Source organism: Cytobacillus solani (genome assembly GCF_001420595.1).
GTDB classification, from domain to species: Bacteria; Bacillota; Bacilli; order Bacillales; family Cytobacillaceae; genus Cytobacillus; species Cytobacillus solani.
Map to the genome: position 1 here is coordinate 1,682,093 of NZ_LJIX01000006.1, position 24,236 is coordinate 1,706,328.

At 36.1% G+C, this 24,236-nt stretch carries 27 protein-coding genes; 19 read left to right on the forward strand and 8 right to left on the reverse strand.

The window, feature by feature from the left end:
* Nucleotides 1-141: 141 nt before the first annotated feature.
* Both AN957_RS10245 and AN957_RS10250 read left to right on the forward strand, forming a co-directional pair.
* A complete protein-coding gene (locus tag AN957_RS10245; RefSeq protein ID WP_056683977.1) occupies nucleotides 142-1,365 on the forward strand; it encodes an EAL domain-containing protein in 1,224 nt (407 codons plus the stop codon).
* 204 nt (nucleotides 1,366-1,569) lie between these two features.
* Nucleotides 1,570-2,214 (forward strand): DUF3993 domain-containing protein, encoded by a 645-nt coding sequence (locus AN957_RS10250; protein WP_056683978.1) that lies wholly within the window; start codon nucleotides 1,570-1,572, stop codon nucleotides 2,212-2,214.
* Between the two features lie 23 nt (nucleotides 2,215-2,237).
* On the opposite strand, the gene AN957_RS10255 is transcribed toward AN957_RS10250, so the two are convergent.
* Nucleotides 2,238-2,495 (reverse strand): glutaredoxin family protein, encoded by a 258-nt coding sequence (locus AN957_RS10255; RefSeq protein ID WP_053475423.1) that lies wholly within the window; start codon nucleotides 2,493-2,495, stop codon nucleotides 2,238-2,240.
* A gap of 270 nt (nucleotides 2,496-2,765) precedes the next feature.
* On the opposite strand from AN957_RS10255, the gene AN957_RS10260 reads away from it, so the two are divergent.
* The 8 genes from AN957_RS10260 (at nucleotide 2,766) to AN957_RS10295 (ending at nucleotide 10,490) form a co-directional block, all read left to right on the forward strand.
* On the forward strand, nucleotides 2,766-3,002 hold the full coding sequence (locus tag AN957_RS10260) for a YkuJ family protein (protein WP_053475424.1): 237 nt from the start codon (nucleotides 2,766-2,768) through the stop codon (nucleotides 3,000-3,002).
* A 152-nt stretch (nucleotides 3,003-3,154) separates the two neighbouring features.
* Nucleotides 3,155-3,601, forward strand: a complete 447-nt coding sequence (cbpB, locus tag AN957_RS10265) for a cyclic-di-AMP-binding protein CbpB (RefSeq protein WP_053475425.1) — start codon at nucleotides 3,155-3,157, stop codon at nucleotides 3,599-3,601.
* A 111-nt stretch (nucleotides 3,602-3,712) separates the two neighbouring features.
* Complete coding sequence (locus AN957_RS10270; protein WP_053475426.1) at nucleotides 3,713-4,600, forward strand: transcriptional regulator CcpC; 888 nt, start codon at nucleotides 3,713-3,715, stop codon at nucleotides 4,598-4,600.
* Between the two features lie 280 nt (nucleotides 4,601-4,880).
* Nucleotides 4,881-5,423: a peroxiredoxin gene (locus AN957_RS10275; RefSeq protein WP_056683979.1), complete on the forward strand. Its 543-nt coding sequence runs from the start codon at nucleotides 4,881-4,883 to the stop codon at nucleotides 5,421-5,423.
* Between the two features lie 94 nt (nucleotides 5,424-5,517).
* The gene (locus AN957_RS10280; RefSeq protein WP_053475428.1) at nucleotides 5,518-5,973 is read left to right on the forward strand and encodes a TlpA family protein disulfide reductase; all 456 of its coding nucleotides are present in this window, start codon (nucleotides 5,518-5,520) and stop codon (nucleotides 5,971-5,973) included.
* A 169-nt stretch (nucleotides 5,974-6,142) separates the two neighbouring features.
* Nucleotides 6,143-7,897 (forward strand): ABC transporter ATP-binding protein, encoded by a 1,755-nt coding sequence (locus tag AN957_RS10285; protein ID WP_053475429.1) that lies wholly within the window; start codon nucleotides 6,143-6,145, stop codon nucleotides 7,895-7,897.
* An 8-nt stretch (nucleotides 7,898-7,905) separates the two neighbouring features.
* A complete protein-coding gene (locus AN957_RS10290; RefSeq protein ID WP_056683980.1) occupies nucleotides 7,906-9,726 on the forward strand; it encodes an ABC transporter ATP-binding protein in 1,821 nt (606 codons plus the stop codon).
* Nucleotides 9,727-9,830: 104 nt separating this feature from the next.
* Nucleotides 9,831-10,490 (forward strand): potassium channel family protein, encoded by a 660-nt coding sequence (locus AN957_RS10295; protein ID WP_053475431.1) that lies wholly within the window; start codon nucleotides 9,831-9,833, stop codon nucleotides 10,488-10,490.
* Nucleotides 10,491-10,545: 55 nt separating this feature from the next.
* Here AN957_RS10295 and rnjA read toward each other — a convergent pair whose 3' ends face one another.
* Both rnjA and AN957_RS10305 read right to left on the reverse strand, forming a co-directional pair.
* Nucleotides 10,546-12,213: a ribonuclease J1 gene (gene rnjA / locus AN957_RS10300; protein WP_053475432.1), complete on the reverse strand. Its 1,668-nt coding sequence runs from the start codon at nucleotides 12,211-12,213 to the stop codon at nucleotides 10,546-10,548.
* Between the two features lie 3 nt (nucleotides 12,214-12,216).
* Nucleotides 12,217-12,429 (reverse strand): DNA-dependent RNA polymerase subunit epsilon, encoded by a 213-nt coding sequence (locus tag AN957_RS10305; RefSeq protein WP_053475433.1) that lies wholly within the window; start codon nucleotides 12,427-12,429, stop codon nucleotides 12,217-12,219.
* 602 nt (nucleotides 12,430-13,031) lie between these two features.
* On the opposite strand from AN957_RS10305, the gene AN957_RS10310 reads away from it, so the two are divergent.
* Nucleotides 13,032-13,802 (forward strand): Cof-type HAD-IIB family hydrolase, encoded by a 771-nt coding sequence (locus AN957_RS10310; protein WP_056683981.1) that lies wholly within the window; start codon nucleotides 13,032-13,034, stop codon nucleotides 13,800-13,802.
* A gap of 45 nt (nucleotides 13,803-13,847) precedes the next feature.
* On the opposite strand, the gene def is transcribed toward AN957_RS10310, so the two are convergent.
* Both def and AN957_RS26795 read right to left on the reverse strand, forming a co-directional pair.
* On the reverse strand, nucleotides 13,848-14,402 hold the full coding sequence (gene def / locus AN957_RS10315; RefSeq protein WP_053475435.1) for a peptide deformylase: 555 nt from the start codon (nucleotides 14,400-14,402) through the stop codon (nucleotides 13,848-13,850).
* 424 nt (nucleotides 14,403-14,826) lie between these two features.
* Nucleotides 14,827-14,967, reverse strand: coding sequence for a YjcZ family sporulation protein (locus AN957_RS26795; RefSeq protein WP_075209126.1), 141 nt, complete (start codon nucleotides 14,965-14,967; stop codon nucleotides 14,827-14,829).
* A 444-nt stretch (nucleotides 14,968-15,411) separates the two neighbouring features.
* Between AN957_RS26795 and AN957_RS10325 the strand changes: the two genes are divergently transcribed.
* The 5 genes from AN957_RS10325 (at nucleotide 15,412) to lpdA (ending at nucleotide 21,517) form a co-directional block, all read left to right on the forward strand.
* Complete coding sequence (locus AN957_RS10325) at nucleotides 15,412-16,080, forward strand: YkyA family protein (protein ID WP_231690048.1); 669 nt, start codon at nucleotides 15,412-15,414, stop codon at nucleotides 16,078-16,080.
* A 523-nt stretch (nucleotides 16,081-16,603) separates the two neighbouring features.
* On the forward strand, nucleotides 16,604-17,719 hold the full coding sequence (gene pdhA / locus AN957_RS10330; RefSeq protein ID WP_056683982.1) for a pyruvate dehydrogenase (acetyl-transferring) E1 component subunit alpha: 1,116 nt from the start codon (nucleotides 16,604-16,606) through the stop codon (nucleotides 17,717-17,719).
* Nucleotides 17,720-17,722: 3 nt separating this feature from the next.
* Nucleotides 17,723-18,700 (forward strand): alpha-ketoacid dehydrogenase subunit beta, encoded by a 978-nt coding sequence (locus AN957_RS10335; protein ID WP_053475438.1) that lies wholly within the window; start codon nucleotides 17,723-17,725, stop codon nucleotides 18,698-18,700.
* A gap of 81 nt (nucleotides 18,701-18,781) precedes the next feature.
* Nucleotides 18,782-20,104, forward strand: coding sequence for a dihydrolipoamide acetyltransferase family protein (locus AN957_RS10340; RefSeq protein WP_053475439.1), 1,323 nt, complete (start codon nucleotides 18,782-18,784; stop codon nucleotides 20,102-20,104).
* 3 nt (nucleotides 20,105-20,107) lie between these two features.
* Nucleotides 20,108-21,517: a dihydrolipoyl dehydrogenase gene (gene lpdA / locus AN957_RS10345; protein WP_056683984.1), complete on the forward strand. Its 1,410-nt coding sequence runs from the start codon at nucleotides 20,108-20,110 to the stop codon at nucleotides 21,515-21,517.
* 40 nt (nucleotides 21,518-21,557) lie between these two features.
* Here the strand turns inward: lpdA and AN957_RS10350 are convergent, their stop codons facing one another.
* On the reverse strand, nucleotides 21,558-21,935 hold the full coding sequence (locus AN957_RS10350; protein WP_053475441.1) for a hypothetical protein: 378 nt from the start codon (nucleotides 21,933-21,935) through the stop codon (nucleotides 21,558-21,560).
* 214 nt (nucleotides 21,936-22,149) lie between these two features.
* Between AN957_RS10350 and AN957_RS10355 the strand changes: the two genes are divergently transcribed.
* Nucleotides 22,150-22,392 (forward strand): hypothetical protein, encoded by a 243-nt coding sequence (locus tag AN957_RS10355; RefSeq protein ID WP_053475442.1) that lies wholly within the window; start codon nucleotides 22,150-22,152, stop codon nucleotides 22,390-22,392.
* Nucleotides 22,393-22,418: 26 nt separating this feature from the next.
* Here AN957_RS10355 and AN957_RS10360 read toward each other — a convergent pair whose 3' ends face one another.
* Both AN957_RS10360 and AN957_RS10365 read right to left on the reverse strand, forming a co-directional pair.
* Entirely contained in the window at nucleotides 22,419-22,760 is a 342-nt protein-coding gene (locus AN957_RS10360) for a hypothetical protein (protein WP_053475443.1), read from the reverse strand.
* A gap of 76 nt (nucleotides 22,761-22,836) precedes the next feature.
* Nucleotides 22,837-23,271, reverse strand: a complete 435-nt coding sequence (locus AN957_RS10365) for a DUF1885 family protein (protein WP_172797634.1) — start codon at nucleotides 23,269-23,271, stop codon at nucleotides 22,837-22,839.
* A 158-nt stretch (nucleotides 23,272-23,429) separates the two neighbouring features.
* Here AN957_RS10365 and AN957_RS10370 point away from each other — a divergent pair, with 158 nt between their 5' ends.
* Entirely contained in the window at nucleotides 23,430-23,729 is a 300-nt protein-coding gene (locus tag AN957_RS10370) for a DUF3055 domain-containing protein (RefSeq protein ID WP_053475444.1), read from the forward strand.
* A gap of 213 nt (nucleotides 23,730-23,942) precedes the next feature.
* Nucleotides 23,943-24,062: a GapA-binding peptide SR1P gene (locus AN957_RS26800; protein ID WP_075209127.1), complete on the forward strand. Its 120-nt coding sequence runs from the start codon at nucleotides 23,943-23,945 to the stop codon at nucleotides 24,060-24,062.
* Nucleotides 24,063-24,236: the final 174 nt, after the last annotated feature.

The following is a 24,236-nucleotide window of genomic DNA, read 5'->3' on the forward strand; positions in this document are numbered from 1 at the left end:
AATAAAAAATACCGATACAAATTATCGGTATTTTTTATTTTACATGCAAGGAAAATATCTATGGACAGTTACATCCCAAGAAATATGTTATAATTATACATTATTCTTATTATTCATCTTTATTTATGGAGGTTTATGAGCATGGATGCACTGGAAATCCTTACAGACTTAGATAATGTTTTCCCATATTTTCAACCGATATTCAGTGCGGATGAACATCGTGTCATAGGCTATGAAGTATTCGGGAGATATCAAGGAGAAAACGGAGTGGTTAGCCTGGGACCATTTTTCTTGGATGAAGGCATTCCGGAAGAGTACCGCCTTGAGGTTGATCATGTGGTTTTGAAAAAAGCACTGGAAAAATTTATTTCCATTTCTTCAGAGGAAGATGTGCTTTTATTTGTAAACAAAGATGCGGATTTACTTATGTATGATAATGCTGAATCATTTTTATCGCTAATTTTAGAGTATCAAGAAAAAGGAATTACGCTAGATCGAATTGTTTTAGAGTCCACAGAACGTGCCTATAAGGGGAATATGGAGCATTTGGATCATTTAATGAATTACTTACGTACATATGGAATTAAAATAGCCATTGATAATATGGGGAATGAAAGAAGCCATTTAGACCGAATCGGTCAGCTTGCTCCGAATATTATTAAAGTTGATTTGAATGAGCTTCGGTCAACTGCATCTGCTCATGTACTTCATGATATTTTATACACATTGTCATTAATGGCAAGGAAAATTGGTGCTACCCTGCTTTTTAAAAATATCGAAATGGATTATCAGCTGCAATTTGCATGGAGGAATGGAGGCAGGTACTACCAAGGGTATTATCTGCACAATCCCGGTGAGGAATTTGTTGATCGAGATATTATGAAAGAAAAGCTTAGGGGGAAATGTCAACAATATATTACATATGAGAAGAAAAAACTTGAGGCTTTACATGAAGTGTCTGAGAAATTTAATGAAAAACTTACTCAATTTCTTCAATTGAAAAATCGTAAATTATTAGAGTACGAGGAGTTAATCAAAGTTCTTTCACAATATCTCAATGATGTATCTTTTAGGCTTTACATTTGTGATGAAAATGGATTTCAAAAATCTGCAAATATTTTTAAAAAGGATAATAATTGGATTGTCCAAAAACAATATTTACATAAAAATTGGAGCTGGCGCCCTTACTTCTTGGAAAATATTATGAAGATGAGAAATGATAAAAAAGGCATTCTTTCTGACTTATACAGTGATATTGAAACAGGAGAAACGATTCGGACTTTTTCATATCCGCTGCAATCCAGTGATTATTTATTTGTTGATTTATCTTATGAATTTCTTTATGAACGGGAAGGATTATTGTAGTTCATTTAAGATTAGGCAAGGTCCCTCTGAAGGGGCCTTATTTTTTTGGAAAAAGGGCGTTTTTGTCGTATCGAAGGGGTATAGGATAGATAGAAGGATAATCTGTCATAATCTGCAGGATTAAAGCGAACGATTCTACTCTATTATTCGTGAGATTGTTGGTAGAATGAAGGAATAAGCAGCGGAAAAGAAAGGGAGAGTGAAATGAAAAAAATTTTTCTAGCATCTATAACATGTATCCTCTTATTTAGTTTTATTTTTCCTTCTTTGTCACATGCAGACTCGCGTTTTTCGGATGACAAATCAGTTTTGCAATTTTTACAGGAAGCGTTTCAGGCCCAAGTGTCATTAAGTGAAAAGTTTCAAAGCATGGAAGAAATACAAAATACTCTTTTTCCTTATTTTACAGAGGATTATACTAGGGAGTTTTTAGACGAAAATCTTGTTGCCGAAAATGGAAAATATATCACGTACGGTACAGATTTCCCTCTTTATTATATTCCATTTTTCAGCTATACAGCCGAGACAAAGGTTATTAGGTCACAAGATCATATGTATATATTTGAGTTCTTCCCTGAAACGGATGAAGGTCCAGTGGGTTACGAAAGTCATTATGAAGGGGTTAAACTTGATAAAGCAGACGAAGTGTGGAAGGTAGCAGAATTTTTAAATCATGATGTTCTAACTGAAATCATAGACCAGTCAAAGGAAGATACGACTCCAGTTAAAATGGATCTGGTTCAAAAAAGTCTGGTGAAGGCTACATTACAATTAGGGCTGGCATTAAATCCAATTGCGTCATTCTATAAATATGGAAATTCATTTATTGTAGCGCATTTAAATAAATAGCGAACAAAAGGAGAAGCAGACTTTCATTGTGTCTGCTCTTTTTCATCTTTAATATTTAATTCTATTTTCAGCTTTTCTAAGTCGAAACCAGTAATCACTTGTTCTCCTATAACAATTGTAGGAGTGGAGTAGGATTGATAGGTTTCAATTAATTCCATCCTAGCTTTTTGATCTGTTTTAATATTTTTTACTTCATACGAGAATCCATATTCCGTTAAAAACCTTTTTGTAATTTCACAAGGAGGACAATCAGGTTGAGTATAGACAGTAATTTTTTTCAAAGCAGGTCAGTCCTTTCATGAATTATAATAGTGAAAAAACAAATGGATTTCAATGAATATCTTTCAATTTTATAAGTATTGATTGAAAAAAATATGATCATTTAGTTAGTTTTTACTTGTATAAATGACTGCCATTAATTTATGCTGTTATTATTGGTATGAAATAAGAGAAATGTCGAATATTCTGAATCGAATCTTTTAGGATAGAAACATGCCAAAAGAGAAACATAAACGTATGATGTTTTTGTTTTTGTTGAAAGGAGAGGGAGCATGTCACAGCTTCAAGGTATATTAACACGATTAAAAAATCTTCAGGAACAATCAGCTAGCGGTGAACCGATGCAGCGTTTTTTTGAGGTGAATGGAGAAAGGAAATGCCAAGTAACATATCAGCCGAAAAGTGAAATGTTTGAGTTGGAAGTTTATCAAGATAAAGAAAAACCAAAAAGATATCAATTTGACAATATCGATATGATTACAATTGAGATATTTGATTTAATTCAATAATAAAAATTTTAAAGGAACCTGTTCAGGTTTCTTTTTTTATTCATCACCCATCGTACAAGGGTGCTGTTTTTAACATTATAAGAGCAAGGAAAGGGAAATTGTGATACACTATATAAGCAGATAGAAAACATTTAACTGAGGAGTTTTCGGCGATGATAAGTCTTCACAGTGGGGAATATTTAGAAAGTAATATCCGACAATTTATGATACCTTCAGAACGAGTTGCCCATGTGCAAGTCGGCAATAATCTAGAACATGCACTATTGGTATTAACGAAAAGCGGCTACACAGCCATACCTGTACTAGATCCGTATTATAAACTGCATGGCTTAATAAGCACCCCAATTATTATGGATTCTATTCTAGGCCTTGAAAGAATTGAGTTTGAAAAATTAGAAGAAAAGCGTGTAGAAGAAGTAATGAATAAGGAAATTCCAAGATTGCATGTTGATTCATCCGTACAGGATTCAATTGCTTTATTAATTGATCATCCTTTTCTATGCGTTGAAAATGAGAAGGGTTACTTTGAAGGAATATTTACACGAAGGACCATCCTTAATGAGCTAAACAAGCTTGCCCGTAGATTAAATAAGAAATAATACAATGGGCTCCCAGAGATGGGAGCTTGATTTTTGCAGAATAAGAAAGTATACGTTTTTCAAATATGAGAACTGTATAGCGCTTTTCTTAGCATAAGGGGGAATGTTCTAATGTCATCACTATCCGAATTTCACTTTCTTGCTGTACTGGCTCAGGAAATGAATATGAGAAAGGCGGCCGAACGGTTATTTGTCTCCCAGCCAGCACTATCACAGAGGCTGCAAACAATCGAAAAGGAGTGGGGAGAAAGGCTTTTTATCCGTTCGCAAAAAGGCTTGTCGCTGACTCCTGCTGGTGAATTAGTCATAAAGTTTATTAATGAAGTAATCGTAAAAGAAGAAAAAGTACGTGAATCGATTCATGCATTAAATGCTGAAGTATATGGAACCTTGAAGATTGCTGTAGCATCGATTGTAGGACAAAACTGGCTTCCACAAGTTCTGAAGAAATTTGTTAACCGCTACCCACAAGCGAAAATATCGCTAGTAACAGGCTGGAGCAGTGAAATATTGAAGTCTCTTTATGAGGATCAAGTACATATTGGCATTATTCGCGGAACGCCAGATTGGAAAGGGGTAAAAACTCATTTGTTTCAAGACTGTCTTTATCTTGTCGATACGGAAATTACAAGTCCGGAACAGGTTCTTGAAACAGATCGTCCATTTATCCAATTTAAAAGTGATTCAAACTATTATCAGGAAATCCAAGATTGGTGGCTTAAACATTTTAAAACAGCACCGAGACGAACGATTGTTGTTGACCAAATCGAAACATGCAAGCAAATGACCTTCAATGGGATTGGCTATGCAATTTTGCCAGCAATTACGTTAAATGGAGCAGAAAAGGATATTTTTAAAATTCCATTATTAGATGAAAATAACTTGCCGTTAAAAAGAGATACATGGCTGCTTGGCTATGAATCAGCCTTCCAGCTTAAACAAGTACAAGCATTTGTCGAGTTGATTAAGGAACATATAAGTGAAGAAAACAAGCCATGAGCATAATATTTTATTCTTATGTCGAAATTTAGTATACTTATTCTTAGAGTTAATTTGCTTAAAGCACGGATAGGACGGTTGATTATTTTACTTGTAAATTGGGCAAAACAAGTAGTGGAGACCATCTTGAATTAAATTATAGTAGGTATTTAATTAAATTTATTATTATTTAATATTGACATAAAATGTTAAATATCCTATAATTTATTATGTTGATCATTATTTAAATGAGAATATTAAATGCGTTTTCTCATTTAAAAAGATAATGGAGGGATTACATATGCCAGAACGTATGGTAGGTAAACAAGCACCACGTTTTGAAATGGATGCAGTAATGCCAAACAAAGAATTTGGTAAAGTAAGTCTTGAAGCGAACATGAAAAATGACAAATGGACTGTGCTTTTCTTTTATCCAATGGATTTCACTTTTGTATGTCCAACAGAAATTACTGCTTTATCAGATCGTTATGATGAGTTCGAAGATTTAGATGCAGAAGTAATCGGCGTTTCAACTGATACAATCCATACACATTTGGCATGGATTAAAACAGATCGTAAAGATAATGGTCTTGGTGATTTGAAATATCCGCTTGCTGCTGATACAAACCATGTAGTAGCTCGGGAATATGGAGTTCTTATTGAAGAGGAAGGAATTGCTCTTCGTGGATTATATATTATTAGCCCTGAAGGCGAGTTAATGTACTCTGTTGTAAATCATAACAACATTGGCCGCGACGTAGATGAAACACTTCGCGTTCTTCAAGCCCTTCAAACAGGTGGCCTTTGTCCAGCGAACTGGAAACCAGGTCAAAAAACTTTATAATAAAGTGATTAAAACGAAAGAAAGACCTAACGCTCGTTAGGTCTTTCTTTCAGTGAATATATAATTGAAAAAGAGCGATATGGGAGGGTTTGCAATGAAATTACGTGCACCAATGCCTGAGCTTGCAGGCGCAACAGAATGGTTAAATGGAGAATTAACGAAAGAACAGCTTATCGGTGAAAAACCGACACTTATCCATTTTTGGTCAGTTAGCTGTCATCTATGTAAAGAAGCAATGCCAAACGTGAATAAGTTCAGAGATGATTATAAAGATGAATTAAATGTAATTGCAGTGCATATGCCTCGATCTGAGGATGATCTGGATCTTGAGTTAATTAAAAAGGTAGCAGCAGAGCATGAAATTTCACAGCCAATATTCGTGGATAGTGAGCATAAGCTAACAGATTCCTTCGAAAATCAATATGTACCAGCTTATTATGTTTTTGATAAAGATGGTAATCTTCGTCATTTCCAAGCAGGCGGAGGCGGCATGAAAATGCTTGAAAAGCGTGTGAATCGCGTATTAGACGAAATGAATAAAGAAGATTAATTAATAGAAAATATTTAAAGAATCCAGCATAAATAGCTTGATTCTTTTTTTATACTTAAAAATTTTCTTAAAAAATTGAAAATTATAACAAATAGGGTAGAAATACATTTCGAAACCCGTTATATTTAATATTACGTTCTTTTATTTTTCTTTAGAAGGGGGAAAATCCTTGGAAACATTTAAAAAACTAAAAATGTATTATTGGCCATATAAAAATTATTTTATGTGGTCAATTGGCTTTCTTATCATTGTTACAGCGATAACAGTTGTTTATCCTATGATTCTTCAGATAACAATTGATGAGGTGGTTGTAAATGGCCAATATAATTGGATTCCACCTCTAGCGCTAGGATTTGTCGGCATAATGGTCATTAAGGGAATTGCTTCGTTCATTTATCAATATACAGGTGATTTATTTGGAATCAAATCTGTATATAAGCTCCGGAATGCATTATACGAAAAGCTGCAATTCTTGCCTTTTCGTTATTATGACAATGCAAAAACAGGAGATTTAATGTCACGACTCACAGCAGATGTTGAAGGATTTCGCTTTTTTCTTTCTGTTGGGTTTTCAGAGCTCATTCGATTTGTTCTGTTAATTGGAATTAGCTTTGCCGTTATGTTTTATTACTCGATGTCATTGACCATTATTACGTTAATTACATTGCCTTTTCTTGCCGTTGTAACGTTTAAATTTGATAAGGCAGTTCATCCTGCATTTAGAAATATCCGAAAATCCTTTGGACGCCTGAATACGAAAGTTCAGGAAAATATTAGCGGAATTAATACAGTTAAGTCATTATCTAGGGAAGATTTTGAAATTAATAAATTCAATGATACAAACGGGGATTACAAAGATAAATATTTGCAAACATCGTATATTTGGGCAAAATATTTTCCCTTGATGGAGTTTTTAGGAAATGTAAGTGTTGTTTTCTTATTATCTTATGGTGGCTATCTCGTTATAAGCGGGAATTTAAAGCCAGGGGAACTTGTCGCATTTTATAGTTTACTATGGTATATCATGTGGCCGATTATGAACCTTGGATTTGTGGTCAATCTGTTTTCTCAAGCAAAGGCTTCCGGTGAACGATTATTAGAAATCCTAGATGCTGAAAATGAGATTGTAAATGGACATGATGCAATTATTAAAGAACGTTTGAATGGGAAGGTTGAGTTTCGTGATGTTACCCTCCGGTATGCAGAAGGTGATAAAGAAGCACTTTACAATATTTCATTTACTGCCTATGAAGGAAAGGTAATTGGTTTAATTGGTTCTACGGGATCTGGAAAAACAAGCATCACACAACTTATAACGAGATTCTATGAGCCTGAGACAGGAGAAGTTCTTATTGATGGCATTCATACGAAAGAATACGCCCTTTCCTCCTTAAGAAGCAATATTGGCTTTGTCCTGCAAGAATCCTTTTTGTTCTCATCATCCATTAAAGCAAATATTTCTTATGGTAAGCCTGATGCATCGATGGAGGAAATAATGGATGCTGCCAAAAGGGCACAGGCACATGACTTTATTATGGAATTGCCTGATGGATATGAAACTATGCTCGGAGAAAGAGGAATGGGTCTTTCGGGAGGTCAGAAACAGCGTATTGCAATTGCCAGAGCTATTTGCGTTAATCCCAGTATACTTATACTAGATGATGCGACGAGCGCAGTTGATATGGAGACGGAGTTTCAGATTCAGAAAGCTTTAAAAGAGGTTATGAAGGGAAGAACAACTTTTATTATCGCCCATCGTATTTCTTCTTTAAAGCATGCAGATGAAATTCTTGTATTAGAAAATGGCCATATTGTTGAAAGGGGAATTCACGATCGATTATTAAGCCAAAATGGTCCATATCAAAGAATCTATGATATTCAATATCAAGACTTGGAGAAGATAAGCAAGAGTCATATTGGCTAGGGGGTGGAATGATGGAAAAGTACAAAGATGAGAAAGTGTTATCAAGATTCAAATACTCGGCAGATGAGGTAATTGAAAAGCCATTCAACTGGAAGCAAATGTTAAGGCTTTTTAGTTATATGAAGCCTTATCGAAAGGATTTGCTGCCACTATCGATTCTGATGGTCCTGCTTACTACGAGTGTTAAATTAATAATACCAATATTAATTGGTGTATATACGCTAGATAAAGCTTTAGAAAATAAAGATGGTCAATTACTCGCCGTATTAGTTTCCGTTATAGCCGTGCTTTATATTCTTTCCTACGGAGCGAATTACTTTCGAATTAAATGGATGAATGTACTTGGTCAAAGCGTGATATATGACTTGCGTAAACATTTATTTACACATGTGCAATCATTGTCGCATCGATTTTTTGATCAGCGCTCTGCTGGCTCGATACTTGTACGGATCATGAATGATATTAACTCATTGCAAGAGTTGTTCACGAATGGGGTTATAAATTTATTAATGGACATGATCCTTTTAGTGGGTATTTTTATTATATTATTTACTTTAAGTCCTTCATTAACATTAGCTATTATGGTTATCTTGCCGATTATGTTCTTTATTTCAACTTCACTTCGGCGTAAAATTAGAAGATCTTGGCAAGTTGTTCGTTTAAAACAGTCCAAATTAAATTCACATTTGAATGAAAGTATCCAAGGGATTCGAATTACACAAGCATTTACACAGGAAAAAGAAAATATGATCTATTTTGATGGTGTAAATACAGAAAACTTCGAGAGTTGGAGAATAGCTTCACAAAAAAATGCGTTGTTTAGACCGTTAGTCGAATTAACAAATGCGTTAGGTTCAGCTGTATTAATATGGTTTGGCGCATATTTAATCCAAGGGAACGAAATATCGATTGGTGTATTTGTATCTTTTGCCTTTTATTTAGGAATGTTTTGGGAGCCGATTTCACGATTAGGGATGGTGTATAATCAGTTATTAATGGGAATGGCCTCTTCTGAGAGAATTTTTGAATTTTTAGATGAAAAGCCGAATGTTGCGGAAAATAAAAATGCAGTCCTATTAAAAGGAATACGTGGCCATATCGAATTTGAGAGTGTAAAATTTGCATATGACGATAGGCGCCCAGCATTAAAAGGGATTAATCTAGAGATGAGAGCTGGTCAAACTGTTGCACTAGTTGGTCATACGGGTTCTGGGAAAACAACAATTGCAAATTTAATTAGCCGCTTTTATGATCCTACCGAAGGGATAGTAAAGATAGATGGTCATGATTTAAGAGATGTTACCTTATTGAGCTTACGTAAGCAAATAAGCATTGTACTTCAGGATACGTTTATTTTCTCTGGAACGATTAAAGAAAACATTCGATTTGGCCGGCCAGATGCAACGGATGATGAGGTGAGGGAGGCTGCTAAAGCAGTTGGAGCCGATACATTTATTAGAAATTTGCCGAATGGATATGAAACTGAAGTAGAAGAGCGGGGAAATATCTTATCAGTAGGTGAAAGACAGCTTTTGTCTTTTGCCAGGGCATTGCTAGCTGATCCACGGATTTTAATTCTTGATGAAGCAACTGCCAGCATTGATACAGAAACAGAAATGAAAATCCAGAAGGCATTAAAAACCCTTTTGAATGGCAGAACGGCAATTATCATTGCCCATCGTTTATCAACGATTCGCGAAGCAGATCATATATTTGTTCTTGATCATGGAAATATTATGGAGCAAGGAAATCATCATCAGTTAATGGATTTAGAAGGGGAGTATTACTCACTAGTAAAAGCGCAATTTAATATGTTGAATGCCGTTTAATGATTCGTTTCTGTGCCCTCCATTTCAAATAAAGGCTTTTCTAATTTGATGATTGTGCTACAATAAGCTAATAGAATGAATGCTAATTTGCTGGAGGAATAAGTGTGAGAAAAGAATTTGCGGTAATTGGTCTTGGACGATTTGGTGGAAGTATTTGCCGTGCCTTGGCTGAAGAAGGATTAGAAGTTATGGCAATTGACAGGAATGAGGACAGGGTCAATGAATTCTCCATGATAGCTACTCACGCAGTTGTCGGTGATACGACTGATGAATCTGTTGTCAAAAGCTTAGGTATACGGAATTTTGATCATGTGATTGTAGCAATTGGTGATAATATTCAAGCAAGTATATTAACTACTTTAATATTAAAGGAATTAGGCGTAAATAAAATAACGGTAAAAGCTCAAAATGATTATCATGAAAAAGTGTTACGGAAAATTGGAGCTGATCATGTAGTCCATCCTGAACGTGACATGGGGAAAAGAATTGCGCATAGTATTGTTTCAAATAATGTTCTTGATTATTTGGAATTATCTGATGAACATAGCATTGTCGAAATCGTAGCAAATGAAAAGTTAGCCGGATACTCATTGATTGATTTAGATATTCGTGCAAAATATGGGATCAACATTGTTGCTATTAAAAGAAAAAATGAAATAATTGTATCCCCTAAGGCGCACGAAAGAATTCAAGTGAATGATATTCTTATCGTTATTGGTGCGGATGTAGATATTAACAGATTTGAAAAGAAAGTGATGGTATAAGATAAAAACGCTGAAATTCACACAAGTGAATTTCAGCGTTTTTTATTTTGTCTTATTAAACTTCCATAATGATCGGTAAAATCATAGGACGGCGTTTTGTTTTTTCGTAAAGGAATGGAGCTAGTGTATCAGTAATCTCATTTTTAATTTCTGACCATTGAGTTGTCTTGCGGTCCATTACTTTGTTTAGATGCTTATTAATAAGTGATTGCGCATCATTAATTAAATCTCCAGATTCTCTCATGTAGACAAAGCCACGTGAAATTAAGTCTGGACCTGCAGCAATTTTGAAATCCTTCATATTAATGCTTACGACGACCACGACCAAACCTTCTTCAGAAAGAATGCGGCGGTCTCTTAATACAATATTCCCGATATCGCCAATTCCACTTCCATCAATATATACGGAGCCAGATGGAATCTTTCCGGCAATTTGAGCTGTATCTTCACTTAATGCAAGCACTTCACCATTATCCATGATGAAGCAGTTTTCTTCTTGTACACCACAATCAACAGCTAATTTTGCATGCATTTTTTGCATACGATACTCTCCGTGTATAGGCATGAAGAATTTTGGTTTTATCAAACGAAGCATAAGCTTCTGCTCTTCCTGGCCACCGTGTCCTGAAGTGTGGATATCACTTAATTTGCCATAAATGACTTCTGCACCAGCACGTGAAAGACTATCAATTGTTCTGCTCACGCTAATTGTGTTGCCAGGGATTGGGGAGGATGAAAAGACAACCGTATCCCCCGGGATAATTTGAATTTGGCGGTGGGTACCATTTGCTATGCGAGAAAGGGCTGCCATAGGTTCACCTTGGCTCCCAGTACATAGAATTGTTACACGATTTGCTGGCAAACGATTGATTTGCTGAGCATCAATAAAGGTATCCTTAGGTGCATTTATATAGCCTAGTTCTTGTCCGATATTAATCGCAGCCTCCATGCTTCTTCCGAAGACAGCAATTTTTCTTCCGTTTAATACAGCTGCTTCAGTTACTTGCTGAAGTCTGTGAATATTAGAAGCAAAGGTAGCAAAAATAACCCTTCCTTCTACTTTGCGGAAAATATCATGAATGCTTTCGCCTACTCGGCGTTCTGACATTGTGAATTCAGGTATTTCGCTGTTTGTGCTATCTGACAATAGACACAAAACGCCTTCTTTCCCAATATCTGCCATTTTTGTTAAATTTGCAGGCTCCCCAACAGGTGTGAAATCAAATTTAAAGTCTCCAGTATGAACAACTTGTCCAGGAGGAGTCTTAACAACAATCCCGTAAGAATCAGGGATACTATGTGTTGTTCGGAAGAAGGTAACAGAAGTTTTTCTAAACTTAATGACATCATCTTCTATAATTTCATGCATCTTCGTTTGTCTAAGCAATCCATGCTCTTCCAATTTGTTTTTTAGCAAACCAAGTGCAAGCTTACCGCCATAAACAGGAATATTTACTTCTCTAAGTAAGTAAGGAATTCCGCCAATGTGATCCTCGTGTCCATGAGTAATGAACAGTCCCTTAATTTTTTCTTCGTTTTTTACTAAATAAGTGTAGTCCGGTATAACGTAATCAATTCCGAGAAGTTCATCTTCGGGAAATTTTATTCCCGCATCGATGAGAATGATTTCATCCTGGAATTGAACGGCATACGTATTCTTACCGATTTCCCCAAGTCCACCAAGAGCGAAAACGGCTGTTTGGTCATTTTTTACAAATTTCATAATTTATCCTATCTCCAATACTATAAAGTCTTCATTTTGCTTTTCATACTCTAAGAATGCTCCTTCAAGAGCGGTAACGAACTCGATATTATATGGTTCGTTTTTTAATTTAAGCCGAACATCTCTTTCAGATTCCCCTTCAACATAAATCGTCATTGTTTTTTCGCGAACGGGTACTTGTTTAATGGACTCTTGAAAATAAACTTTGAAAATCATCTACTATCTCTCCTTAATCCGATATAACTTTTTCTATTATATAAAAAATTAACATGGTTTTCATGTTTTTTCTTATTTAAGATAAATTAACCAAAATAGTAACTTTGTAAGTATGAATGAAAAATCTTATACTGTCTAGCTTCATTCAATAAACAAGGAGCCCTTCACATATTTGAAGGGCTCAAAAATGATTTAGGCAATTGTTTTTTTTCGAAGCATATCTCTCCACTGTTTTAAGAGCTTTTTTCTGAGCTTCTTTAACATTGTGGATCATCTCCTTACATACTATTTTATACGATCCTTGTCCAATGTAAAGTGAATCAAGAATATTACATGCGAAAAGCACTGAAAATCCCTTTTTTTTATTATTATATGCTGATACTAAAGTATCTCTCATGGGTAATTATGGATTATTTTGAAACAAAGTTTATATTCTATTTTGTTTTAAGAGGAAAAATTCATGAGTAAAAAGGGTTGAATAATAGAAGTTTTCGTTTGATTGACATTTTTTTCGCAAGAGGTTAGTGTATTACGGGAAATGAAAGAATTTAAAATTGAAGGATAGAAAAGAAAAGCAATGCCTTGAAAGGAATGAATGAACTATGAAAAAAATTGCATTTTTTGATATAGATGGTACGTTATTGGATAGAAATAAACAATTGCCAGATTTAACAAAAAAAGCTTTAGCAAAATTAAAAGAAAATGGTGTGTTTGTTGCAATTGCAACCGGCCGTGCACCCTTTATGTTTGAAAAGTTAAGAGAAGAGCTGGATATTGATTCTTACGTTAGTTTTAACGGTCAATTTGTAGTATTTGAGAACAAAGTGATCTATAAAAATCCTCTAGATACACAAGAAATAGAAAATTTGTTTTCCTATTCATTGGAGAGGAATCATCCAATGGTGTTCATGGATGAAAAGGTAATGAAGGCTTCAGTTGCGAATGATCAGTATATCGATTTGTGCATCAAAAGCTTGAAATTCCCATATCCAAGTGTAGATGAAAAATATTATAAAAATAAAGAAGTATATCAATCATTAATTTTTTGTGAAGAACAAGATGATGAGCTGTATGAAAAGAATTTTCCAAATTCCCGATTTGTGCGCTGGCATCGATTTTCTACGGATGTTCTACCTGCGGGAGGATCGAAAGCAGAGGGAATTAAACTCATGGTGGAACGTCTTGGATTTAATATGAAAGATGTGTATGCATTTGGGGATGGTTTGAATGATATTGAAATGCTGCAAACGGTTGGTACTGGAGTAGCTATGGGAAATGCCACCGAACAAGTAAAAATGGCCGCTGATGTCACAACGACTTCAGTAGATGACGCTGGAATATGGAATGGATTAAAGAAGTTAAAACTAATCTAAAATAAGTAAAGAAAAAGCATGAACCGAATATGGTTCATGCTTTTATTACCTTTCAATGGGCAGTCCATTTTCAATCGGCTTCAATGGATTTTGCTGATCAATATGATCGTAGAACATTACCCCATTAAGATGGTCAATCTCATGCTGGAACACAATAGCTAAGAGTCCTTTTGCTCTTAATTTTACCTCGTTCCCATCTAGGGTGATTCCTTTGACGGTGATTCGTGCATAACGAGGAACATAGCCGGGAATGGCTTCATCAACAGAAAGGCAACCTTCGCCAGAGGTAAGGTAAGATTTTTCTACTGAATGGCTAACAATTTTAGGGTTAAAAAGTGCATAGCTATGTAAAACGCCTTTTTCATCGTGAACATGAATGGCGATCATCCGTTTTGCAACGTTAATTTGCGGTGCCGCTAAACCGATTCCAGAACGTAATCCATATTTCTTTGCTATTTCAGGGTCTTGGCTATTTTTGATATATTCCATCATGCTTGCTAGTATTTGTTTGTCTTCTTCTAAAGGGGGAGTAGGAACTTCCTTTGCTATTTCTCTAAGCGTAGGGTGACCGTCGCGAATAATATCCTCCATCGTAATCATAAAAATCACTCCTGTGAAAAATATGTTTTCAAATATTTCATTGCAGCTTTTTACCGCATATTATCGGACTGTAAGACTCCTCTTCAAAAAAATGTTGAGGGAACACAAAATTCTAAGTGGGGAATCAGCAGCCCGTAAAAGCACAATTAGTTCAACTAACAATCAGTGGGGATGAAGCCTCCGCTAATTGGAGTTTCACTTGATAATAGTCTACCAAAGTGTAAGTGAAATGTTAATAAAAAGAGAAGGCACAGGTAGCACCTTCACCAATAAAATATTTGCGCAAGCAGCCTAGCTCTATTGGACTTTTCTCCCGCTCCTACGATAAGTTAAGGTCGAATGCGTTATCGCTCTTTGTATTTTCCTTTATCTCGTATTTGGCATCCTAGTCCATACGGCGCTAAGCAAGGTGCTTCCACATTTCTTAACACCAGCAAGAACAGCCAACTATGATGAGTAAAATGAACAAGACGACAATTAGCGCAAATCCTCCAAATCCTACGCCGCCGCCACCACCATAACTCGGATAGCAACAGCCATAACCATATCCGCCATATCCATACATGAAGGATAACCTCCCAAAGTTTTTTAAATTATCGTCCATATGTGTCTTAATTTTAATCGAACGATTAATATAGCCTATGTATCATGTTTTTTTATGTGTAGGCCGATGCCTATGTCATAAATGAAAAGTATGAAGAATAAAATATGAAAATAGGACAAGTCTATCAACCACTGCGTGTTACTAGAATTAAGAGACTATTGCTAATTGTAGAAACAACCTATATAGTAATGGTTGTTATTAGTGATATCCAGCTCAAGCGCCTAGCACCTCGAGGTCATAAGGCAATCCTCCCGCAAAAGGTAAAGAACACCTTTCAGAGAGGCTTGCCTTATGCTTGTCGGGGCTGAACACTAAGGAAAGCTCCTTTGAATAATCCACGCAGGAACAATTTGCCTATTGATTGTTCCGAAGGTGCTTCCGCTTTTAGTATAAGGAGGTTAAAACGTGTCAATTTTGCGCAAAGGCTGCTTTTTTTTCGTAGTTGCCATGGGGATCCTTTTATTATCAGGTTGCTTTAATAAATTAACACCAGTTGAAAAAATTTATAATGTTCTTGAAAAAGTTGTATCCACTGAAAATGTGTTTAAAGAGCAGCAGGAACCGCTTGTCGAATTAGAGCAACAGGAAAAGGAAATTTACGATAAAATTATCTCACTAGGTATGAAAGAAGTAAATGAAATAAATCGACTTTCAGATCAGGCGACAGCCATTGTTGATAAACGCAGGGACCATATGAATAAGGAACAGCAGAGCATTGCTGCTTCACAAAAGGAATTTAATAAAATACTGCCCCTTATTAATGAAATAGAGGAATCTGCATTGAAAGAAAAGGCAGAAAAATTATATGACACCATGACTGAAAGATATAAAATTCACGATGAATTATATCAGCACTATCTAGAAGGGGTAAAACTAGATAAAGAACTGTATCTTATGTTTAAAAAGGAAGACCTTCAGTTGGAGCAGCTGGATACTCAGATTACTAAAATTAATGAAATCTATGCGAAAATTTTGGAAGAGAATGAAGAATTCAATAAAAAAACGAAAGAATATAATGATGCGAAACTATCCTTCTATAAAGAGTCAGGCTTAAAGATTGAAACAAAAGAATAAACTTGCACCTGTCAGCTCTTAATTGATGCTGACTTTTTTATTTTTTTAGGTCTTTGTCAATCGCAAAAATCCATTTTTTGAAAATAATGATGATTATTATTTTTCTATAAATGTGTTATAACACATAAGGGTCTTTTTAGTATTTTTTATAGAACAGAATTTCATATACATTAATACAGTTTTACAAAACTATGTTCATATTAAAAGTATGATAATATTGAAAAACGATAACATAAAGGGATGGTGGTAACTTTTTTTGTGCGAATAATAAGAATCATTAAGAAAATGTGTATCAATTTAGTTGCAAAAAATATTAATACAGAATATGATGATAGTGGATATATAAATATAGGCGTTAATATGGAAGAATGAAAACTGTTAAAGCAGCCTTGCGAAGAGAATAGGGATATAAGGTTTTTTCTTTAAGCGTTTTCTAATTTAACTTCATTTTGGGCAACCTAGAATCTGTGTATGAAAACTCCAAATTATAACGTCTTTTGAAAGAAAGGAAAGGGTGATTCAAATGGCTTCTAAAACAAAGAATTTACAATTCGACGCGAAAAAGCAGCTCGAAAAAGTAGAAGAACAATTTCAGACACTACAAATCCTTAATGAAGAAGGCAAGGTAGTAAATGAATCAGCAATGCCGGAATTAAATGATGAGCAACTACAAGAATTAATGCGTCGTATGGTTTATACTCGCATTCTTGATCAACGCTCAATTTCATTAAATAGACAGGGAAGACTAGGTTTCTATGCACCAACTGCTGGACAAGAAGCGTCCCAATTAGCCTCCCAATTTGCTTTAGAGAAAGAAGACTTCATTTTACCGGGATATCGTGATGTACCTCAAATGATTTGGCATGGATTGCCTTTATCACAAGCCTTCCTATGGTCACGCGGTCATTTCCAAGGTGGAAATATTCCTGAGGGAGTGAATGTAATTGCTCCACAGATCATTATAGGTGCTCAATACATTCAGACTGCTGGTGTAGCGCTAGGGATGAAGAAACGCGGAAAACAATCTGTAGCTGTTACGTATACAGGCGATGGCGGAACTTCCCAAGGGGATTTCTATGAAGGAATTAACTTTGCTGGCGCATTTAGTGCACCTGCTATCTTTATTGTTCAGAATAACCGCTTTGCCATTTCAACTCCTGTCAGCAAACAGTCTGCGGCTAAAACACTTGCACAAAAAGCTGTTGCAGCAGGTATTCCTGGTATTCAAGTGGATGGCATGGATCCTCTTGCTGTTTATGTCGCAGTCCGTGAAGCTCGTGAGCGTGCAGTAAACGGGGAAGGCCCAACATTAATTGAAACTCTTACTTACCGTTATGGTCCACATACAATGGCCGGAGATGACCCGACTCGCTATCGAACAACTGATCTTGATAACGAATGGGAGAAAAAGGATCCTCTTGTCCGATTCCGAAAATTCCTTGAAGGGAAAGGGCTTTGGAACGAAGAGAAGGAAAATGAAGTTATCGAAAAAGCCAAAGAAGATATTAAAGTAGCTATTAAACAGGCTGATGATACACCAAAACAAAAAGTGACGGATTTAATATCTATTATGCACGAAGAGATGCCTTATAATTTAAAAGAACAATACGAAATTTATAAAGCAAAGGAGTCGAAGTAAGCCATGGCGCAAATGACTATGATTCAAGCAATTACTGATGCCTTACGCACAGAATTGCGAAACGATCCGAATGTATTAGTATTCGGTGAAGACGTAGGCGTAAACGGTGGTGTATTCCGTGCGACAGAAGGTCTTCAAAATGAATTTGGCGAAGAGCGTGTATTTGATACGCCGTTAGCTGAATCAGGAATCGGCGGCTTAGCAGTTGGGCTTGGTTTACAAGGCTACCGTCCTGTTCCAGAAATCCAATTCTTTGGATTCGTTTACGAAGTGATGGACTCTATTTCTGGTCAACTTGCACGTATGCGTTATCGTTCGGGCGGACGCTATCATTCTCCAGTGACTATTCGTTCGCCATTTGGGGGAGGCGTACATACCCCAGAAATGCATGCTGATAGCTTAGAGGGTTTAATGGCTCAACAGCCAGGTCTTAAAGTAGTTATTCCCTCCACACCATATGATGCGAAAGGGCTATTGATATCAGCTATTCGTGATAACGATCCGGTTATTTACTTGGAGCATATGAAGTTATACCGTTCTTTCCGTCAGGAGGTACCGGAGGAGGAATATACTATTCCTTTAGGAAAAGCAGACATCAAGCGTGAAGGAAAGGATTTGTCAATTATTACTTACGGTGCAATGGTGCATGAATCACTGAAAGCAGCTGAAGAGCTTGAGAAGGAAGGGTTCTCTGCTGAAGTAATTGATTTACGTACTGTTTCTCCAATAGACATCGAAACAATTATTGCTTCTGTAGAAAAAACAGGACGTGCGATTGTTGTACAGGAAGCACAAAAGCAAGCAGGAATTGCTGCAAATGTAGTAGCTGAAATCAATGATCGTGCAATTCTTAGCCTTGAGGCACCAGTATTGCGAGTGGCAGCTCCCGATACTGTATTTGCTTTCCCGCAAGCTGAAACGGTTTGGCTCCCAAATTACAAGGATATTATCGAAACAGGCAAAAAGGTTCTAAATTTCTAGACAGCATATTTTACAGGGGCGAAATCATTACCCCTGTTTCCTTAGAGTGATCAATTAAGCAGTGTAGGAGGTTGATTCCAAGTGTCATTTGAATTTAAATTACCTGACATTGGTGAAGGTATTCATGAAGGTGAAATCGTTAAATGGTTTGTCAAATCTGGCGATAAAGTTCAAGAAGATGACGTACTATGTGAAGTGCAAAATGATAAAGCTGTCGTTGAAATTCCTTCTCCAGTTGCAGGAACCGTAGAAGAAATTAAGGTCGAAGAAGGAACGGTTGCAACAGTAGGACAAGTGCTTATCACTTTTGATGCACCTGGATATGAAAATTTGAAATTTAAAGGTGATGAAGAAGAACCGGCAGGCAAAGAGACAGCTCCGGAAATAAACACTCAGGAGACACCACAACCGGAAGGGCCGAAGAATCAGGAGACAGTTAATGCAACAACAGCCCCTGTTGAATCGGATTCTAATCGACGTATTATCGCTATGCCTTCCGTTCGAAAGTATGCTCGCGATAACAGTGTTGATATACAGAAGGTTGCAGGCAGCGGTAAAAATGGCCGTGTTGTAAAATCGGATATTGATTCGTTCATTAATGGCGGTGCTGCTGTTCAAGCACAGGAAGCTACCGAACAAGCAGCTCCTGCACCACAGGAAGCAAAAGCAGCTTCAGCTGTAAATGCAATTCCACAAGGGCAGTATCCTGAAACACGCGAAAAAATGAGTGGCATCCGTAAAGCAATTGCGAAAGCGATGGTAAACTCAAAGCATACAGCTCCGCACGTCACATTAATGGATGAAGTTGATGTTACAAAGCTAGTAGCTCACCGCAAGAAGTTCAAAGAAGTTGCAGCAAGCAAAGGAATTAAGCTTACATTCCTTCCTTATGTTGTAAAAGCATTAACAAGTGCATTGCGTGAATTCCCAACATTGAATACATCGATTGATGATGAAGCTAGTGAAATTATTCAAAAGCACTATTACAATATTGGAATTGCAGCAGATACTGATAAAGGACTATTAGTGCCTGTAATTAAAGACGCAGATCGTAAATCTACATTTGCTATTTCGAATGAGATAAATGAACTTGCTACTAAAGCACGTGAAGGAAAACTTGCTCCAGATGAGATGAAGGGTGCATCATGCACGATAACAAATATTGGTTCTGCCGGCGGACAATGGTTTACACCGGTAATCAATCATCCTGAAGTAGCTATATTAGGAATTGGCCGCATCGCAGAGAAACCAGTAGTAAAAGATGGAGAAATCGTTGCAGCACCAGTTCTTGCTTTATCTTTAAGCTTTGATCATCGTATAATTGATGGGGCAACAGCTCAAAATGCTTTGAATCATATTAAACGTTTACTAAACGATCCGGAACTATTGTTAATGGAGGCGTAAAAAATGGTAGTAGGAGATTTTCCAATCGATACAGATACGATTGTCATCGGTTCTGGCCCTGGCGGGTATGTAGCAGCTATTCGTGCAGCACAGCTTGGTCAAAAAGTGACAATTATTGAGAAAGCAACCTTAGGTGGAGTTTGTTTAAATGTTGGGTGTATTCCTTCTAAGGCATTAATTTCTGCGGGACACCGTTATGAAAATGCTAAGCATTCTGATTCAATGGGGATCATTGCTGAGAATGTTACGGTGGATTTCACAAAAGTACAAGAGTTTAAAGCTGGAGTAGTAAAAAAGCTTACCAGCGGTGTTGAAGGTCTTTTAAAAGGGAACAAGGTTGACATTGTAAGTGGAGAGGCTTACTTTGTTGATGGAAATACACTGCGTGTGATGGATGAAAATTCAGCACAAACCTATACATTTAAACATGCAATTATTGCAACAGGCTCAAGACCTATTGAATTACCAGCATTTAAATATGGAAAACGTGTTCTTGATTCAACTGGTGCACTTGCACTTCAAGAAATTCCTAAAAAAATCGTCGTTATTGGCGGGGGTGTTATCGGTATCGAGTTAGGTGGTGCGTATGCTAGCTTCGGCTCAGAGGTAACGATACTCGAGGGAGCTGATGATATTCTTGTCGGCTTTGAAAAGCAAATGACTACACTCGTTAAACGTAAGCTGAAGAAAAAGGGCGCTGAAATTGTTACAAAAGCACTTGCTAAAGGTGTTGAGGAACATGAAAACGGCGTTACTGTCAAATACGAAGTTAAAGGTGAAGAAAAATCACTTGAAGCTGACTATGTATTTGTTATGGTAGGGCGCCGTCCAAATACGGATGAATTAGGATTAGAACAGGTTGGCATTAAAATGACTGACCGTGGTGTCATTGAGATTGATAAACAGTGCCGTACAAGTGTTAACAATATTTTCGCGATCGGTGATATTGTTCAAGGACCTCAATTAGCGCATAAAGCTTCATATGAAGGTAAAATTGCAGCAGAGGTTATCTCTGGTCATCATTCAGAAATTGACTACTTAGGTATTCCGGCAGTTGTCTTTTCAGATCCTGAATTGGCTTCTGTTGGTTATACAGAAAGCCAAGCAAAAGAGGAAGGCATTGAGGCAACGGCTGCGAAGTTCCCATTTGCTGCAAATGGCCGTGCACTTGCTTTAGATGCAACAGATGGCTTTGTAAAACTTATTACTAGAAAAGAAGATGGGTTAATAATTGGTGCTCAAATTGCAGGTGCCAATGCTTCAGATATGATTGCAGAATTAGGTTTGGCGATTGAGTCAGGCATGACTGCAGAGGACTTAGCTATGACCATTCATGCTCACCCAACACTAGGTGAAATATCAATGGAAGCAGCAGAGGTTGCACTAGGAACTCCAATTCATATCGTTAAATAAATAAAAGCTCCAGAGACCGAATCTTTAGTCTCTGGAGCTTTTATTTTTTTTCTAACGCTGAATTGATTGGCGCTACAATTTGCTCTTTGGTTGCCTCTCCTTTTACCTTTACAAGAATTTGATCATTATAAACAAGTAGGATTGCAGGGCAGCGATCAATATCAAATTGATCATAGTATTTTCTTGCATTCTTCGCTGTAATGATCTTCATGTTTTTTATGTCGATAGGAAAATCTTTTTTTAGCTCAATTATCGCATCATAATAAGAAACTTCCTGTTCGTATGCTTGGTCATCCGTGAAAAATATGAGTTGTTTTATGTTTTGATCGATATTTAAGTCTTTTTTAGAATCAACATGGTTACATGAGGAGGTTATAAAAAGAAGAGAAGCGATGAATAATAGTGGCAACCCTTTCATATTCTATTCCCCACCTTGCTTATTATATAAATAAAATGAATATTTTCTCATTTTTTTGAACAAATTATGATTATTTTACCATATGAAAATAATCAAATAGCCCTTGTCACCTAAATGTTACAGAAATGAAAAATAAGATTTTCCTTTTCTACATATATTACAAATACAAGCACTTTTTAGTGAAAGAGATATAGACATTTGTGGTGGTGAGAGCATGAAGACTTATACTGCGCTGCTTTTGCAGCTTATTATTTGGAGTGGTTACACCTTTATTGAGTGGTTATCTAGATATGATCAGCTTTTATATAAAGTATTAATGTTTTTTGTGTTTTTTTATATTGCCATTATTATAGGAAATACAATTATGAAATCTGTAAAAAAGACATTATTTGTAACTTCTTTAAGTTTAACTTTATACGCATCCTTCCATTTTACAATGGCCGTTGTAAATGGATAAGATCTTTTTAAATATAAAAAAGAGCCTCATTGGGGCTCTTTAACTGGCTTTCCTTTGAAAAATCTTGCGATAATACTATAAATCGCAAAGAAAAATAGGAAAAAGCATACGAAGGAAAGGATAAACGGAATAATATTAAATTTTGTTTCCCTCTCAAAAGGGGATTCAAACTTTATTTCCAGCGGGTAAAGCTCTTCACCGGCTGGAAGAGTAATTGTTTGTTCAGCATATGGAAAGGGTCCTCCAAAGGATAGTTGCTGATTTAATATTTTTGGCTGCGTTTCAAAGTATGAGTAAAAAACGAAAGGAGATATGAGCGTTATCACAAGGCTAAATATCCCTACTATGATTATTCTGTGTTTTATCATGAATTCACCTCATTGCTGTATTGCTCAAATAGAGTAAAATAGAAGAACAGCGATCAGCCGTCCTTCTATTTTATTTCTACTTTCTAGGATAAAAATACATTACACGTCCATTAAATAAATGTAATTCACCTTGCAGTTTTTTTGCTAAAAATCTGCAAAACTCATTGGCTTTGCCCTTGTCTCCAAATGTTGAGGATTCTGGAAGGGTAATCTGTATGTATGATTGTTCTTGCTCTGATCCATCCTCATTTATGGCAGTTTCTTTATCTACGCCAAGTAAAATAATGTTATACCGATCATTTTCCGATTTCAGGTAAAACCATTTACCTTTTCCATCAGGCATTTCTTTCATTTCATATGGAAAGGCAGCCTCATTATAATTCCAGTCAACCTGACTGCCAGTTTTTGCTGTTATTTCTTTGAAATATAGAAATAAGTCTTTTATGTCTTCAGTTGTTACTGTTTCTTTTGCTGATGAAGGCACGAGCTTAATATATGCATGACTTGCCACCATCCATCCCCCCATATCTTGTTTACTCTCCTTTTCATTCTAGCATTGATTAAAAACTTCTGACAACTTAATATGATGAATAATAAAAAATACTTGTAATTATTCAAAAAAATAATTATAATAATATTCTAAATATTAAAATAAAAAGGAGGAAAAATATGAACCTATTTGAGAAGCTATATGATGAGAATGAAAATGCTAAAGTTCGTTTTGTCGGCTTTACAACCGAACAAGCCAGATATGATTTTGGGATTGTGTTTACAAATCTTTTCTTTGGAAAACCTCTAGTTGTTTGTATGCAAACTGGCCGCTCCACTCTCCTCGACCCTAAGGACCTCGAAGATAAGGCTTATTTACAAAAAGTCTTTAAAATGGATACTCACCATCAAGCAGAAGATTTAAGCGAATTTTTTAAAATTGCTCTCCCAAGCCCTTCCTTTGAGACTCAATATGAATAAGCTGAAATAGCCTGTTATTACTTCTAATAAAATATGTGTTATACTATTCGACCGTAATTTTTGTGCTAAGATGAAAAGTTTTCCATTATTTTCTTTTAATGAGTTATACAATTTAGGCTTGAAAAAATAATAATGCTATATTATTATTAACTTAAGGTTATTAAAACGCTTACAATCATTTATGCGATAACTCATTGAAAAGGGGAATGGAAGATGGGCACACTTGTATGCCAAACTTGTAATTCAACAATTGATCACTTCGAGGATGAAAAAGTAACAGTTTTGTATTCAAAGTGTAATTGCTGTAATGATGATAAAAAAAAGACTAAATAATTTTTTTGAAAAATAAATTATACTCTGTATACCCATAAATAGAGCCTTCCAGCAAAATAGGAAGGCTCATTTTTGTCTAGCGCAAGCGTCTTACCTCCTTGAGGAGATAAGTCAAGCCTCCAAGAAAGGTAAAATCACTTTCTCGAGAGGCACGCTTTGTGCTTGTATGGGGTT

Excerpts from the sequence above, each read along its gene's own strand:
- AN957_RS10245 (WP_056683977.1), top strand. The coding sequence starts at position 142 with ATGGATGCACTGGAAATCCTTACAGACTTAGATAATGTTTTCCCATAT.
- AN957_RS10250 (WP_056683978.1), top strand. The coding sequence starts at position 1,570 with ATGAAAAAAATTTTTCTAGCATCTATAACATGTATCCTCTTATTTAGT.
- AN957_RS10260 (WP_053475424.1), top strand. The coding sequence starts at position 2,766 with ATGTCACAGCTTCAAGGTATATTAACACGATTAAAAAATCTTCAGGAA.
- cbpB (WP_053475425.1), top strand. The coding sequence starts at position 3,155 with ATGATAAGTCTTCACAGTGGGGAATATTTAGAAAGTAATATCCGACAA.
- AN957_RS10270 (WP_053475426.1), top strand. The coding sequence starts at position 3,713 with ATGTCATCACTATCCGAATTTCACTTTCTTGCTGTACTGGCTCAGGAA.
- AN957_RS10275 (WP_056683979.1), top strand. The coding sequence starts at position 4,881 with ATGCCAGAACGTATGGTAGGTAAACAAGCACCACGTTTTGAAATGGAT.
- AN957_RS10280 (WP_053475428.1), top strand. The coding sequence starts at position 5,518 with ATGAAATTACGTGCACCAATGCCTGAGCTTGCAGGCGCAACAGAATGG.
- AN957_RS10290 (WP_056683980.1), top strand. The coding sequence starts at position 7,906 with ATGATGGAAAAGTACAAAGATGAGAAAGTGTTATCAAGATTCAAATAC.
- rnjA (WP_053475432.1), bottom strand. The coding sequence starts at position 12,213 with ATGAAATTTGTAAAAAATGACCAAACAGCCGTTTTCGCTCTTGGTGGA.
- AN957_RS10305 (WP_053475433.1), bottom strand. The coding sequence starts at position 12,429 with ATGATTTTCAAAGTTTATTTTCAAGAGTCCATTAAACAAGTACCCGTT.
- AN957_RS10310 (WP_056683981.1), top strand. The coding sequence starts at position 13,032 with ATGAAAAAAATTGCATTTTTTGATATAGATGGTACGTTATTGGATAGA.
- def (WP_053475435.1), bottom strand. The coding sequence starts at position 14,402 with ATGATTACGATGGAGGATATTATTCGCGACGGTCACCCTACGCTTAGA.
- AN957_RS26795 (WP_075209126.1), bottom strand. The coding sequence starts at position 14,967 with ATGTATGGATATGGCGGATATGGTTATGGCTGTTGCTATCCGAGTTAT.
- pdhA (WP_056683982.1), top strand. The coding sequence starts at position 16,604 with ATGGCTTCTAAAACAAAGAATTTACAATTCGACGCGAAAAAGCAGCTC.
- AN957_RS10335 (WP_053475438.1), top strand. The coding sequence starts at position 17,723 with ATGGCGCAAATGACTATGATTCAAGCAATTACTGATGCCTTACGCACA.
- lpdA (WP_056683984.1), top strand. The coding sequence starts at position 20,108 with ATGGTAGTAGGAGATTTTCCAATCGATACAGATACGATTGTCATCGGT.
- AN957_RS10350 (WP_053475441.1), bottom strand. The coding sequence starts at position 21,935 with ATGAAAGGGTTGCCACTATTATTCATCGCTTCTCTTCTTTTTATAACC.
- AN957_RS10355 (WP_053475442.1), top strand. The coding sequence starts at position 22,150 with ATGAAGACTTATACTGCGCTGCTTTTGCAGCTTATTATTTGGAGTGGT.
- AN957_RS10360 (WP_053475443.1), bottom strand. The coding sequence starts at position 22,760 with ATGATAAAACACAGAATAATCATAGTAGGGATATTTAGCCTTGTGATA.
- AN957_RS10370 (WP_053475444.1), top strand. The coding sequence starts at position 23,430 with ATGAACCTATTTGAGAAGCTATATGATGAGAATGAAAATGCTAAAGTT.
- AN957_RS26800 (WP_075209127.1), top strand. The coding sequence starts at position 23,943 with ATGGGCACACTTGTATGCCAAACTTGTAATTCAACAATTGATCACTTC.